A 12,595-nucleotide genomic window follows, 5' to 3' on the forward strand; every position below is an offset into this window, starting at 1 on the left:
CACCCCCGCAGCCCGCCCCGCCGGGCCGGCGGCTGCCCACCCGCCCCCTCGGGTGCAGGTGGTGTGTGGCGGGCGTCGCCGCGGGAGGGGGGCCTTGTACGTTCGGGCCGGACGGTCGGGATCGGGAGACGGGTTTGGCGGTGCCCCGATCGGTCGGGAGCGAGGAAGGGTTGGGGGTTTCCCGTCAGTCTCATCGTCCTTCCGCGTCGGGCCGCCCTGTCAAGGGCGCTCCCTGCGGTCGCGTCGCTTCGCGATCGCCTGCGGCGACCCTTGACAGACCGTCCCGCCACGGAAAAACGAAGACTGCCGGGAAACCCCCAAAAGAACGGGCCGGGCGGAAGAGCAGATAGACGGGGCGGTCAGCGATGTGCGAGGCGGTGGGGGTGGGCGCGGCGCCCCTCCCCGGGCCGCCTGTTCGCCCTCCGGGCCGGGCAGGCGGCCGACACCCTTCCCCACCTCAGCCACAAGAGCCCGGCGGGGGGATGGGCGCCCCAGATCGCTACGCGCTCCTCACCGACGGCGCCTGCGACCCGTCCGGGGCTGATCACGCCCCAGATCGCTACGCGCTTCGCTTTGACGGCGTCCGACGACCGCCTGGGGCTGGACATAGGCCGCAAAAGACCACCTCGGGCCCTCGATGACGGCGTCTGCGGGCGGTCTTGGGTGGAAAACGCCCCACACAGCGGCCATGTCGAGGTGTACTCGGGTCAGACGCCCGAGTGCATGAAAAGACCCATCGAAATGCCCCAATTGAGGCGATGTGGGGATGTGTTTGTGGTGACGGCCTTGCGCTGTGGGGGATACAGCTCGGCCAGGCCGAGGTTCCTCCCTGCTGACCCCTTCCCAGGCCCCTTTTCCCTCCTCTTTCCTCCCCATCGCCCCCATCAGCCCCAGGCGGGGGCCGGACGCCGTCGTCGAGAAGCGTGTAGCGATCGTGGGCGGCTTATGCCCGACCCAAGGCGACCGTGGACGCCGTCAAAGCGAAGCGCGTAGCGATCTGGGGCGTGATCAGCCCCGGACGGGGGTCAGACGCCGAGACGTGAGGAGCGCGTAGCGATCTGGTGCGCCCTTCCTGCCGGTCAGGCTCTTGTGGCCGAGGTGGGGAGGGGTCTCGGTCGTCTGCCCGGGCCGGAGGGGCGAGGTGGCGGGCCGGGGAGGGGCTCGGCCCGCCCTCACCGCCTCGCGCATCTCTGGCCGGCCCGTCTATCTGTTGTTCCGCCCGGCCCGTTCTTTTGGGGGTTTCCCGGCAGTCTTCGTTTTTCCGTGGCGGGACGGTCTGTCAAGGGTCGCCGCAGGCGATCGCGCAGCGACGCGACGACGAAGGAGGAGCGCCCTTGACAGGGCGGCCCGCCGCGGAAGGACGATGAGACTGACGGGAAATCCCCAACCCTTCCTCGCTCCCGACCGACCGGGGCACTGACCATCGCTCACCCCCGCCGCACCGGGCAGGCGCCGGTCCGCCTCGCCGCCGTGTGTGGTGGGCAGCGACCGGCTGGGGGTGGCGGAGTGCAGGGGGAGGAGCCCCGACCGCGCGTGACCCGTCCCCCCGCCCCCTCCTCACCCCCGCGTGAGCGTGAGCTCGTACCGGCGGCCCGTACGTCGGCCTCCCGGGAGGGGGAAGGTCTTCGCCAGGGTCATGCCGAGGCGTTCCGCGACCGCGGAGGAGCGGGTGTTGGCGTCGTCGATCATCGCCACCACCTCCGGGACCCCCGCCTCCCGTACGCGCTCCAGCGTGGCCAGCGCCGCGGCGTACGCGTACCCCCGCCCCCACGCGGACCGGCTCAGCCGCCAGCCGATCTCGATCTCGCCGACCGGGCCCCACGCCTTCTCCCGGGGCCACGGCTGCGCGCCCGTGAAGCCGATGACCGTGCCCTCGGCGTCCAGCAGGGTCCACAGGCAGTAGCCGAGCTGTGCGTCGTGCATGCGCTGGCGCGCGGCCAACTCCTCGTACGCGGACACCTCCGCGGGGCCGCCGAGGAATTCCATGACGTCGGGGTCGTCGAAAGCCCGGTGCCAGGCGAAGGCGTCCTCGTCGGTGGGTACGCGCAGTTGTATGACGGGGAGCGGCCGGGTCGGCGGGGTGTTCATCTGGCAGCCCTTCGGATCGCGATCTCTGTCGCTGCATAGACTGCACATGTCCGGGGCCGCCCGGCACCCTTTATCGAGATCGAGCCTTCGGGAGACCCCGCAGTGACCGAGCCCCTCTCCGAACACTCCGCGGACGTGATCGTCGTCGGGGCCGGGCCCGCCGGCTCGACGACCGCCTACTACCTCGCCAAGGCCGGACTGGACGTCCTGCTGCTGGAGAAGACGGCCTTCCCCCGCGAGAAGGTCTGCGGCGACGGGCTGACCCCGCGCGCCACCAAGCAGCTCGTGGCGATGGGCATCGACATCTCCGAGGAGGCCGGCTGGCTGCGCAACAAGGGCCTGCGCATCATCGGCGGCGGGCAGCGGCTCCAGCTGGACTGGCCGGAACTCGCCTCCTTCCCGGACTACGGACTCGTCCGCAAGCGCGACGACTTCGACGAGATCCTGGCCCGCCAGGCGCAGAAGGCCGGCGCCCGCCTGTACGAGCGCTGCAACGTCGGCGAGCCCGTGCGCGACCCCCGCACCGGCCACATCACGGGCGTGCACGCCAAGCTCGGCGAGGAGAAGACCCCGGTCACCTTCCACGCCCCGCTGGTCGTCGCCGCCGACGGCAACTCCTCCCGTCTCTCCCTCGCGATGGGTCTGCACCGGCGCGAGGACCGGCCGATGGGCGTGGCCGTCCGTACGTACTTCACCTCCCCCCGCCACGACGACGACTACCTGGAGTCCTGGCTGGAGCTGTGGGACCGGCGCGGCCCGCAGGACCGGCTGCTGCCCGGCTACGGCTGGATCTTCGGCATGGGCGACGGCACGTCCAACGTCGGCCTCGGCATCCTCAACTCCTCCTCCGCCTTCAAGGAGCTGGACTGGCGCGAGGTCCTCAAGGCCTGGTGCGCGTCCATGCCGGAGGACTGGGGCTACACCCCCGAGAACATGACCCAGCCGATCCGCGGCGCGGCCCTGCCGATGGCCTTCAACCGGCAGCCGCACTACACCAAGGGGCTGCTGCTGGTCGGCGACGCGGGCGGGCTCGTCAACCCGTTCAACGGCGAGGGCATCGCCTACGCGATGGAGTCGGGCCAGATCGCGGCCGACGTCATCGTCCAGGCCCACGCCCGCGCCACCACGGCGCAGCGCGAGCTGGCGCTGCACAACTACCCGAAGGTGCTGAAGGAGACGTACGGCGGCTACTACACGCTGGGCCGCGCCTTCGTGAAGCTCATCGGCAACCCGACGGTCATGAAGATCGCCGCGCAGCGCGGTCTGACCCACCCGGTGCTGATGCGCTTCACGCTGAAGATGCTGGCGAACCTGACCGACCCGACGGGCGGCGACGCGATGGACCGCATCATCAACGGCCTGTCGAAGGTGGCCCCGAAGGCCTAGCGGTCGCAGTGCCCGGGCTAGCGGTCGGAGTGCACGGCCTCGCCGCCGGAGTCGGCGGCGCCGCCGTGCACCGTGCGCACGCACCGGGCCAGCAGCGCCAGCCCCCACACCAGCAGGGCCCCGGACGCGGTCCAGCCGAGGCCGAGGGTGAGGGCGTGGCCGGGCTTCTGCCAGGGGCGGGCGGTGGTCAGCAGCCAGCCGCCGACGGCGAGCATGCCGAGGCCCAGTGCGGCCGGCAGGGCGGTGGGGTCGCCGGCGCCGTCGTGTTCGTACGGCTTCGGATTCACGGGGCCACCGCCTACAGGTCGAACGATGAGAACGCGCCAGGGCCTATCTTCTCAGGGCCTCGGCCGGTTCGATACGGGCTGCCCGCCAGGCGGGATGGAGACCGGCCAGCAGTCCGGTGACCAGCCCGGCGAGCGGGGCCGCGGCGACGGTGGCCGGGTGGATGACCGGGGTCCAGTCGCGGGCCAGGGACACGCCGACCACCGTCAGTTCCCCGAGCGAGGTGCCCACCAGCCCGCCGAGCGCGCCCAACGCGGCGGACTCGGTGAGGAACTGGGCCGAGATGTGCCGGCCCCGCGCGCCGAGCGCACGGCGCAGCCCGATCTCGCCGGTCCGCTCCAGCACGGCGACCAGGGTGGTGTTGGCGATCCCGACCGCACCGATGACCAGGCAGATCCCGGCGAGCAGCAGGAAGAGGGCGCTCAGGTCCGAGGTGACGCCGGAGCGCAGCATCCGCGGGTCGGGCGGCGGCACCGCCTTCAGGTACTCGGGGTGGTCGGGGCGCAGCGCCAGCGGAGCGAGGTCGGCGACCTGGCGGGCGGCGCCGAGCCGGGTGGAGATGAGCATGCTCGCGCTGCCGGGTGAGGGCTGCCCCCACAGTTCCTCCGCGGTGGCCCGCGGCACGAGCACGGACAGCAGGTTCTCCGGCTTGCGTTCCACGTCGGAGATGATCCCCGCCACGGTGAACGGCTCCTGCCCGATGTAGAGCGCGGGCCGGGTCGCCAGGGTGGTGATGCCGAGGCGGCCGGCGAGCCCGCCGCCGATGACGACCACGCGGGCCCGGCTCCGCTCGGCGAACTCGTCGTAGAGGCGGCCCTCCCGGAGGGTCGGCACGAGTGCGGCGACGGCTCCGGGGGAGGCGGCGACGACGGACGAGCCGCCGCCGGTGGAGCCCGTACCGCCTCCCGCGGACGGCAGGGAGCCGATGGGGGTGCGCGGGTCCAGCCGTACGGTCCACAGCACTCCCGCGTGCTCGATGCCGGCGACCGCGCGCAGCCGCTGTTCGGCGTCGGCGGGGAAGCCGGGTCCGGCGAACTCGTTCTGCTGGGCGGCCACGTCCTCGACGGTCACCTCGGTGGCGGTCAGCACGTTGAACCGGCCGTCGATCTGCGAGGAGATGGTGGCGGTGAGGCCGAGCACGGCGACGAAGCTGCCGACGCCGAGGACGGTGCCGAGGGCGGTGAGCACCGCCCGGCCGGGGCGGCGCAGCATGCCGGCGACGGCCTCGGCGAGGGCGTCGCGCACGGAGAGCCGGGTCGGCGCGACGGCGCTCACGGGCGCAGCCGCCCGTCGCGGATGGTAAGGGTCCTGGCGCCGCGCCGGGCCACTTCGGGGTCGTGGGTGATGACGAGGACGGTCATCCCGGAGGCGTGGAGCTCGTCGAGCAGCCCCAGCACGGAGGCGGCGTTGGCGGAGTCGAGGTTGCCGGTGGGCTCGTCGCAGAGCAGCAGCGAGGGCCGCCCGACGAGGGCCCGGGCGATGGCCACGCGCTGCCGCTCGCCCCCGGACAGCCGTCCGGGCACGGCGTCGGCGCGGTGCCCGAGGCCGACCTGGCCGAGCGCCTCGCGGGCCCGTACGAGGCGCTGCGCGCGGGGCGTTCCGGTGTAGAGCATGGCGAGGGTGACGTTCTCCAGGGCGGACCGGTGGGGCAGGAGGTGGAAGGACTGGAACACGAACCCGATCCGGCGGCCGCGCAGGGCGGTGCGCCGGCGATCGGGGAGGGCGGCGGTGTCGATGCCGTCGAGGAGGTACCGGCCGGTGGTGGGGGAGTCGAGGAGTCCGGCGACGTTGAGGAAGGTGGACTTCCCGGACCCGGAGGGGCCGACGACGGTGATGAACTCCCCCCTTTCCACGACCAGCTCGCAGGGGTGCAGGGCTTCGACCGGGGGCGGCCCGGGGTAGGTGAGACCGACCCCGCGGAACTCGATGACGGGCGCCTCGTCCCCGCCGCCGGGCGCCTCGTCCCGGCTGTCGGGCACCGCCTCCTCGGCGTCGAGCGCCGCGTCCCGGGCGTCGTGCGCCGCGTCCCCGGCGGCGGGCATGGCGTCCCCGAGGGCAGGACGCGGCCACGGAAACCTCACGCGCGGACCCCTGCGGTAGCGGTGGCGGTGGTGGTGGTGCCCGTGGCGGTGGCGGTGGCGGTGCCCGCGGCGGTGGCTGTGCCGGTGGTGGTGCCCGTGGCCGTGGCCGTGGCGGTGCCCGTGCTGGGGTCCCTGCCTGGGTGCGCGGACGTGCCGGTGCTCCGGGTGCTGGTCCGGGTGGCGGTGCTCGTGGCCGTGCTGGTGCTCCAGGTGCCGGTGCCGGTGCCGGTTGCCGGGAGGCCCGACGCCCTGCCCGGTGTCCTGCCGGGCTTCGGCGATTCGCCGCGGCCCTTGGCCGGCTCCCGGGGGGCTATGCCGATGACGACCCGGGCGCCGGCCGCGAGGTCGCCGTTCCTGACCGGGGTCACGGCCACGTAGCCGTCGCCGCTGGTGCCGGTGCGGACCGGAATGCGCCGCTGCGTGCCGTCGGCGGAGACGGCCGTCACGAGGGTCTGGCCGTCCGGGCTCGCGGAGACCGCGGTGACCGGGACCACGAGGGCCTCACCGTCGGTGGCGGCGGACTCGATGGTCAGCCGTACGTCCTGCCCGGCGAAGGCGGCGGGCAGCGGCTGGTCGGCGCGGACCACCATCCGGTAGCCGAGGTCGGCCCCGCCACCGCCCTTGCCCTGGGAGCCCTCGCCCTGCCCGCCCTGGCCGCCCTGCCCGGCCGGGCCGTTCGGGGCGCCCTGCTGGCCGCCCGGCAGCTGGCCGACGGACCGTTCGGTGGCGACCGTCGCCACCTTGCCGCGGGCGTCGGTACCGGCCACCTCCGAGGAGACCACCACGGACATGCCCGCCCGCAGCAGCTGCTTCTTGTCCTCCTTGAGGTAGGCCTCCACGACGAGCTCACCGACGGACAGGGTGAGCACCGCCCCGGACACGGGCCCGCCGATCCGGCCGCCGACGGCGCTGACCCGTGCGGGGAAGGAGCCGAGGAACACGGTCTCGGAGGCGGGGAGCATCGGCCCGTCGGCGGCCTCGGCCGCGGCGAGCTTGGCCCGCGCGTCGGCGAGGGCCTGGCGGGCCCGCGCGAGGGCCCGGCCGGAGTCGCCGCCGCTGCCACCGCCGGTGCCGCCGGCCTTCCCGCTGTTGCCGGTACCGGGTGCGGCGGACGCGGTGGGCCCGGTGGACCCGGCTGGTCCGGCGGGCCCGGGCGCGGTCTTCCCCGCGCCCTCACCCCGTTCCGCGGCCTGGGCGTCCTCCACGCCCCACTCGGCCGACCGTACGGCTTCCCGCGCGGCCTTCAGCACCTCCGCGCCGTCCGCCACGGCGGGCAGCGGGTCGTACCCGATGGCCTTGTACCGCGCGGCGAGCGCGGCCTTCGTACCGGGCCCGAACACGCCCTTCGCGTCGCCGCCCGTGCCGTGCCCGAGGTCGCGCAGCGCCTGCTGCAACTGCGCCACGTCGTCGCCGGTGGCGCCCGGCTTGAGGTCCCGGTAGACGGGCAGGGTCCCCCTGAGGGTGAACACGGGCCGCCCCGACACCTCCGCCAGCAGCTGCCCGGCCGCGACCGGGTCCCCTGCCCTGAGCGGCAGCTTCGTCACCACGGGCGTACCCGCGCCTTCGGCGGAACGCGGCTGCGGGGCCACCTCGACGCTCTGGTCGGCGACGACGGTCCCGCGCATCACCACCTTCTGCGCGAGCACCCGCCGCTCGACCTCGGCGGTCAGCACGCTCTGCGCGGGCGGCGCGGTCTCGGCGGCGACCTGCGCGGGCGACTTCACCAGCGTGGTGGCCAGCAACCCCCCGACAGCCATGAGCGCGGCCCCGGCCACGACCCCGAACACCACCCGCCGTCCCCGAGCGAGCCCGCCGGAGTCCCGGGCGATGTTCTCGTCGCCGCCGTCCTGCCGGCTGGGGGACGGTACGTTCACCACGACGTCCTGCAGCTCTCTCACCCGCCGAGAACGGCTTTGCCGGAACCGCGGTCGGTCCTGCATTTGCGCAGGGCGTCGACGTGCTTCGTCTTCAGTTCCGCCATCTGTTCCGGAGTCACGGCCCGGTCGTCGATCTCGGCGGTCACCGGATTTGGATCCGGGTACCAGGAGACGCCGTTCTCGCGCAGGCACTTGGACTCCGCACGGGCTGCGGCGACCCTCTCCGGGTCGGCCTGCACGGGAGAGGGGGGCGGCGGAACCTTGTCCTTGCAGGCTTCCTGCGCCGCCGGGAGTTTCTCCTTCGCCGACGGATCGTCCTTGTCCACGCGGGGGGCCCCGTAATCGGTGTGTTTGATCTTCACCCCGTTGGCCTTGAGGCAGTCGTAGTAGGCGATGTCCTCCTTGGTGGGCGGCGGACTGTCGCTGGACTTGGGCTGGCCGTCACCCTGGCAGGCCGTGAGCGCGAGGGACGCGGCTGTGAACAGGGCGGTGGCGTACTTGCGCATGATGGCGCTTCCCCCGGGGGTGGGAATGTGGAATGAAGGCGTCCGCGCGAGGTGAAGGATGCGGACGCGGTTCGTGATCCTAAGGACGGAATGGGCGGTGCGACAAGTCCTGTCCAGAGCAAGTTTTTTGACGGTCCATGGATTGAGAAGCCGCTTGTGAGAAAACCCTGTGTGCCGTTAACTCCCCGCTGACTAAAGACAGTTGTGGAATCACGCACCTCTGTCCCTTTCTACAGTGGGGAATGTACGAATGAACAAGAACCTGCGTGGGCTGCGCCTCGCGGCCGCCCCTGCGGCTATCGCGGCCGCGTTGCTGGTCGCGACGGCCGCTCCCGCCTCGGCGTGGGTGCACGACGGCTACCTGGAGAAATTCGAGTTCGGGCTGTACTACGAATACGGTCCGAGCGGCTGTGTCTTCGACAGCAACAATGACGACCCGACCCTCACGGACAACACCTTCTACGGCCCTGCGGGCTGTGACGGCCGCACCCAGAACGTGAACGACAACACGCGGGCCTACAAGAACCTCGACATCAACGGCTGGTACGTCTACACGGACGTCGACTACAAGGGCATCCAGGGCTCGATCCCGCCCAACTACACGGGAAATGCCTCGGCCAATTTCAAGGACAGCATCAGCTCGATCTACTGGTACTAGTCCGCCCCGATCGTCCCGAAGGAAACGCTCTGATGTCTCCCACCCCTCGCCGCCCGGCTCTCACGACCGTCCTGCTGGCGGCAACGGTCGTCCTGCTGGCGGGTTGCTCGGACGGCGGTGGTGGGAAGGGCAAGAGCGGAGGCGAACCCGCCCTCGGCCCCGTCGCGACGAACCCCGCCACCTCGTCCATCTCGCTCCCCATGGATGCCTACATGGATTCGGACGCCGAGGTCCGGCGGATGGACGCGGTGCAGGCCCGCCTGACCGAGCAGTGCATGGCCCGGTACGGGTTCACCTACGAGGCGCCGTCGAAGCGGCCCACGACGGGCAACGGGGCGGACGGGGACCGGCACCGGAACCTGTTCGGCGAGGCGGATCCCGAGCATGCGGCGGCCTACGGCTACGACAGCGACTCCGGAGTGCCGCGTCCGCCGAAGCCGGCTCCGCCGCAGCTCAGCGAGAGCGCGTCCGCAGTCCTCTTCGGTACCCGTCCGGGTGAGACCGTCCCTGTCGGACCGGACCCCATGAGCCAGGAAGAGGCCGAGAAGACGGACAGCGGAGTCGAGGTCGGCGGCCAGAAGGTGCCGGCGGGCGGCTGCGGACGGGAGGGGTACCGCAAGCTGTACGCGCCCACGAAGGACAGCGTCGACCTGCTCTTCTCCTTCGGACTCGCCGCCCAGGCGCACAGCCGCGCGCAGGAGGACTCCCGGGTGGTCGCGGCCCTGAATAGCTGGTCCGACTGCATGGGCAAAGCCGGGTACGCAGGAGTCGCCACTCCGTACGAGGTGATCGAGAAGCTGGGGCTGCAGAACGACAAGTCCGGCCCCAGGGCGATCGCCGTCGCCACCAAAGACGTCGCCTGCAAGCGCGAGGTCAATCTCGTGGGGATATGGGCGGCTGCCGAGCGCGCCTATCAGGAGCGGCTGGTCGAGGAGCACGCCGAGACCCTCGCCCTGTACAAGAAGCAGCGCGACGCACGCCTCAAACTGGCGGCCTCTCTCGCGTGACCGGTGGGTTCCCTTGCAGCGACTCAAGCCGGAATTGACGAATCCACTACGGGGCAATGCTGGAGCGTGCCGCCGGACAGCGGGGAGTCGTTCCGGCGGGACGAACGATAATTTTCTGTCAATTCAGTTGACCAGCCATCAGGCGCGAAAAGCCTTGCCAGGTTTCCGTCGGTCCCATGTGGAGTCCCGAGCGCTGTGCACGCCCCGGCGACGCCGGTTCGCCACAGCCCTGGCCGTCCTGCTGACGACCACGCTCGTTGCCGGCTGTTCCGGTACCGGCGGCGCCGGGGGGACCCAGGGCCGGCCGGCGGTCAAACCGGCCGCCCCGCAGCTGACCGGTCCCGGCAGGACTCGCGGGTCGTCGAGATGCTCGGGAACTGGTCGGCATGCATGTCCAAGTCGGGATATGACGGGATCGGTACGCCCTACGAAGTCATCGAGGAACTGGACCTGGAAAGCGACGAAGGCGGCCCCAGGGCCGTCGCCGCCAAGGCCGATGTCGCCTGCAAGCGCGAGGTGAACCTCGTCGGGACCTGGGCCGCCGCCGAGAAGGCGTATCAGGAGCGGCTCGTCGAGGAGCACGCCGAGACCCTCGCCCTGTACGAGAAGCAGCGCGAGGCGCGGTTCAAGCTGGCGGCCTCACTGGCCTGAGCGCGCGGAAGGGCCGGCACTCCACCCCCGAGCGGGGGAGTGCCGGCCCTTTCGCGTTGTCCTGGTGCCTCACACGGCTCAGAGGATGCGGACGGCGCCCGTCGGCCGGTCGTAGCTCAGGCTGCGCTCGACGATGCCCGTGCTGGGGTTCTGCGCGCCGACGAACTTGCCGCCGCCGACGTAGATGGCGACGTGGTACGCGGAGCCGCGGGAGCCCCAGTACAGGACGTCGCCCGGCTGCAGGGCGTTCAGGGAGACCGAGGTGCCCCGCGCGGACTGGTCCTGCGACATGCGCGGCAGGGTGATGCCGGCCTGGCGGTAGGCGGCCTGGACGAGGCCGGAGCAGTCGTACGAGGACGGGCCGGTGCCGCCGCTCACGTACGCCTTGCCGACCTGGGCGCGGGCGAAGTTGACGATCGCGGCGGCCGAGCCGGTGGCCGGCGCGGTCACGGTGCCGACGCCCTGCTGCGAGCCCGAGCCGGAGGCGGAGGTGCTCTGGAGGGAGCCGCGGGAGGAGGAACGGGTGGCGCGCTCGGCCTCGGCCTTGCGGGCGGCCTCGTCGGCGGCCTTCTTCTCCTCGTCGGCCTTCTTCTGGGCCTCTTCCTTCGCCTGCTTCGCCTCGGCGGCGGCGCCGGTACGGGCCGTCTCCTCCTGGGCGTGCAGTTCGCCCTGGACGGCGGCCGACTGGGTGTTCTCGGCGGCCGTGGTGACGGCGCCGGCGACCTCGGCGGCCAGGTCCAGGTTAAGGACCGGCATCTCGAGCGTCGTCTCGGCCACGGGCTCGGAGGGGGACGCGCTCGCGGTGCCGGCCATCGCCAGGGTGCTGAGGACGCCACCGGCAACTCCGGCGCGGACCGCGAGCTTCGAGGCGCTGCGGCGGGGCTTCCGGTGGCTGGGTATGTGAGCGGTGTGGGACATGAGAACAACCGCTATCAGGGGGGTAGGGGTCCCATCAAGAAACGTGGTCTGCGCCACAGTTGCGCGCGAAGTGGCCGAACCGGGCGCGTCGCAAACCTTATTGACGCCGTAACGGGCGAAACGGACATGCCCTCACAAGGCTGTGATCATGGGGTTTCCGCAATAAGTCCGAATTGATCTCCCGCCTACCATCCCTCCGCACTGATGGCCAAGCCCTCTTTCGGAACCGTCGATTCACAGTGGCGCAGGTCACAGGAGAGTCTCACTGTGAGGGTGTTGTACCCCGTCCGTGATCCGCCTGTGAGCCGGGCGCGCCGCGCGCGGGCCGACGGCCGGGTCCGCTCGTGAACGGACGCGCTTTGGTCCGGGCCCCCGGAGCCGGCGGCCGGCCGGCGTCCACCTCCGTACGCGGGGTCTAACCCGACCGGGGGAGGCCGATCCCTTTATCACTCCGGCGCCGGTTGGGGAAATTTGCCTGCACGCTCCATCGTTTGATAGAGCAACCCGCTCTCTACCTGCGGTAACGGGCCCGGATGTCACCTTTGGTGATCATGTGGATGCTTCGCGTATGAAGATCACCACTCATCGGACTTCATGATCGTTCGTCAGGTGGTGGAGATCACAAACTCGTTGTTGTAACCCGTGTCGCAGATCACAGATGCGCGGGCATAAGATGCGCACCAGTCCGGCTTGTGAACTGCCTCACATGCGAGCGAGGCGGGGCACTCGGCGCCGGCAGCGGTCCAACGGTCAAGGACGACTGGAAGGAGCGAGGAGCGTGAATGCGTACGCGCCCATCCTCGTGCTCGGCGCCCTCGGCGCAGGGTTTGCGATCTTCTCCGTGGTCATGGCCACGCTGATCGGCCCAAAACGGTACAACCGGGCGAAGCTCGAAGCGTACGAGTGCGGCATCGAGCCCACTCCCACGCCGGCCGGCGGCGGCCGCTTCCCCATCAAGTACTACCTCACGGCGATGCTCTTCATCGTCTTCGACATCGAGGTTGTCTTCCTCTACCCCTGGGCCGTCACCTTCGACTCCCTGGGGATCTTCGGGCTCGTCGAGATGCTGCTCTTCGTGCTCACCGTCTTCGTCGCCTACGCCTACGTGTGGCGCCGCGGCGGCCTGGAATGGGACTGA

Annotated in this window: 12 protein-coding genes; 5 read left to right on the forward strand and 7 right to left on the reverse strand. The window is 71.5% G+C overall.

Translation table 11 applies throughout. The annotated features are described in order from the left end of the window. Positions 1 to 1,557: 1,557 nt before the first annotated feature. Positions 1,558 to 2,088: a GNAT family N-acetyltransferase gene (locus tag ACZ6Y1_RS20995; protein ID WP_469631724.1), complete on the reverse strand. Its 531-nt coding sequence runs from the start codon at positions 2,086 to 2,088 to the stop codon at positions 1,558 to 1,560. A gap of 102 nt (positions 2,089 to 2,190) precedes the next feature. Here ACZ6Y1_RS20995 and ACZ6Y1_RS21000 point away from each other — a divergent pair, with 102 nt between their 5' ends. Next, positions 2,191 to 3,474 (forward strand): geranylgeranyl reductase family protein, encoded by a 1,284-nt coding sequence (locus ACZ6Y1_RS21000; protein ID WP_469631726.1) that lies wholly within the window; start codon positions 2,191 to 2,193, stop codon positions 3,472 to 3,474. 17 nt (positions 3,475 to 3,491) lie between these two features. Here the strand turns inward: ACZ6Y1_RS21000 and ACZ6Y1_RS21005 are convergent, their stop codons facing one another. The 5 genes from ACZ6Y1_RS21005 to ACZ6Y1_RS21025 are packed head-to-tail and all read right to left on the reverse strand — an operon-like array spanning position 3,492 to position 8,223. Next, complete coding sequence (locus tag ACZ6Y1_RS21005; protein ID WP_469631729.1) at positions 3,492 to 3,761, reverse strand: hypothetical protein; 270 nt, start codon at positions 3,759 to 3,761, stop codon at positions 3,492 to 3,494. Positions 3,762 to 3,804: 43 nt separating this feature from the next. Beyond that, the gene (locus ACZ6Y1_RS21010) at positions 3,805 to 5,034 is read right to left on the reverse strand and encodes an ABC transporter permease (protein ID WP_469631732.1); all 1,230 of its coding nucleotides are present in this window, start codon (positions 5,032 to 5,034) and stop codon (positions 3,805 to 3,807) included. Next, positions 5,031 to 5,840, reverse strand: a complete 810-nt coding sequence (locus ACZ6Y1_RS21015) for an ABC transporter ATP-binding protein (protein ID WP_469631735.1) — start codon at positions 5,838 to 5,840, stop codon at positions 5,031 to 5,033. The genes ACZ6Y1_RS21010 and ACZ6Y1_RS21015 overlap by 4 nt, the downstream gene beginning before the upstream one ends. Beyond that, a complete protein-coding gene (locus ACZ6Y1_RS21020; RefSeq protein WP_469631737.1) occupies positions 5,837 to 7,714 on the reverse strand; it encodes a peptidoglycan-binding domain-containing protein in 1,878 nt (625 codons plus the stop codon). The genes ACZ6Y1_RS21015 and ACZ6Y1_RS21020 overlap by 4 nt, the downstream gene beginning before the upstream one ends. A gap of 20 nt (positions 7,715 to 7,734) precedes the next feature. Further along, positions 7,735 to 8,223 carry a hypothetical protein gene (locus ACZ6Y1_RS21025; RefSeq protein ID WP_469631740.1) on the reverse strand — a complete coding sequence of 163 codons (489 nt, stop codon included), beginning with the start codon at positions 8,221 to 8,223 and terminating at the stop codon, positions 7,735 to 7,737. Between the two features lie 250 nt (positions 8,224 to 8,473). Here ACZ6Y1_RS21025 and ACZ6Y1_RS21030 point away from each other — a divergent pair, with 250 nt between their 5' ends. From ACZ6Y1_RS21030 to ACZ6Y1_RS21040, 3 genes are all read left to right on the forward strand, one after another. Next, a complete protein-coding gene (locus ACZ6Y1_RS21030; protein WP_469631743.1) occupies positions 8,474 to 8,881 on the forward strand; it encodes a hypothetical protein in 408 nt (135 codons plus the stop codon). A gap of 32 nt (positions 8,882 to 8,913) precedes the next feature. Beyond that, the gene (locus tag ACZ6Y1_RS21035; RefSeq protein WP_469631747.1) at positions 8,914 to 9,888 is read left to right on the forward strand and encodes a hypothetical protein; all 975 of its coding nucleotides are present in this window, start codon (positions 8,914 to 8,916) and stop codon (positions 9,886 to 9,888) included. Between the two features lie 390 nt (positions 9,889 to 10,278). Next, positions 10,279 to 10,539 carry a hypothetical protein gene (locus tag ACZ6Y1_RS21040; RefSeq protein WP_469631750.1) on the forward strand — a complete coding sequence of 87 codons (261 nt, stop codon included), beginning with the start codon at positions 10,279 to 10,281 and terminating at the stop codon, positions 10,537 to 10,539. Positions 10,540 to 10,617: 78 nt separating this feature from the next. Here ACZ6Y1_RS21040 and ACZ6Y1_RS21045 read toward each other — a convergent pair whose 3' ends face one another. Beyond that, complete coding sequence (locus ACZ6Y1_RS21045) at positions 10,618 to 11,457, reverse strand: C40 family peptidase (protein WP_469631752.1); 840 nt, start codon at positions 11,455 to 11,457, stop codon at positions 10,618 to 10,620. 778 nt (positions 11,458 to 12,235) lie between these two features. Between ACZ6Y1_RS21045 and ACZ6Y1_RS21050 the strand changes: the two genes are divergently transcribed. Then, entirely contained in the window at positions 12,236 to 12,595 is a 360-nt protein-coding gene (locus tag ACZ6Y1_RS21050) for an NADH-quinone oxidoreductase subunit A (RefSeq protein ID WP_030028256.1), read from the forward strand.

The organism is Streptomyces sp. NPDC053432 (assembly GCF_055585365.1).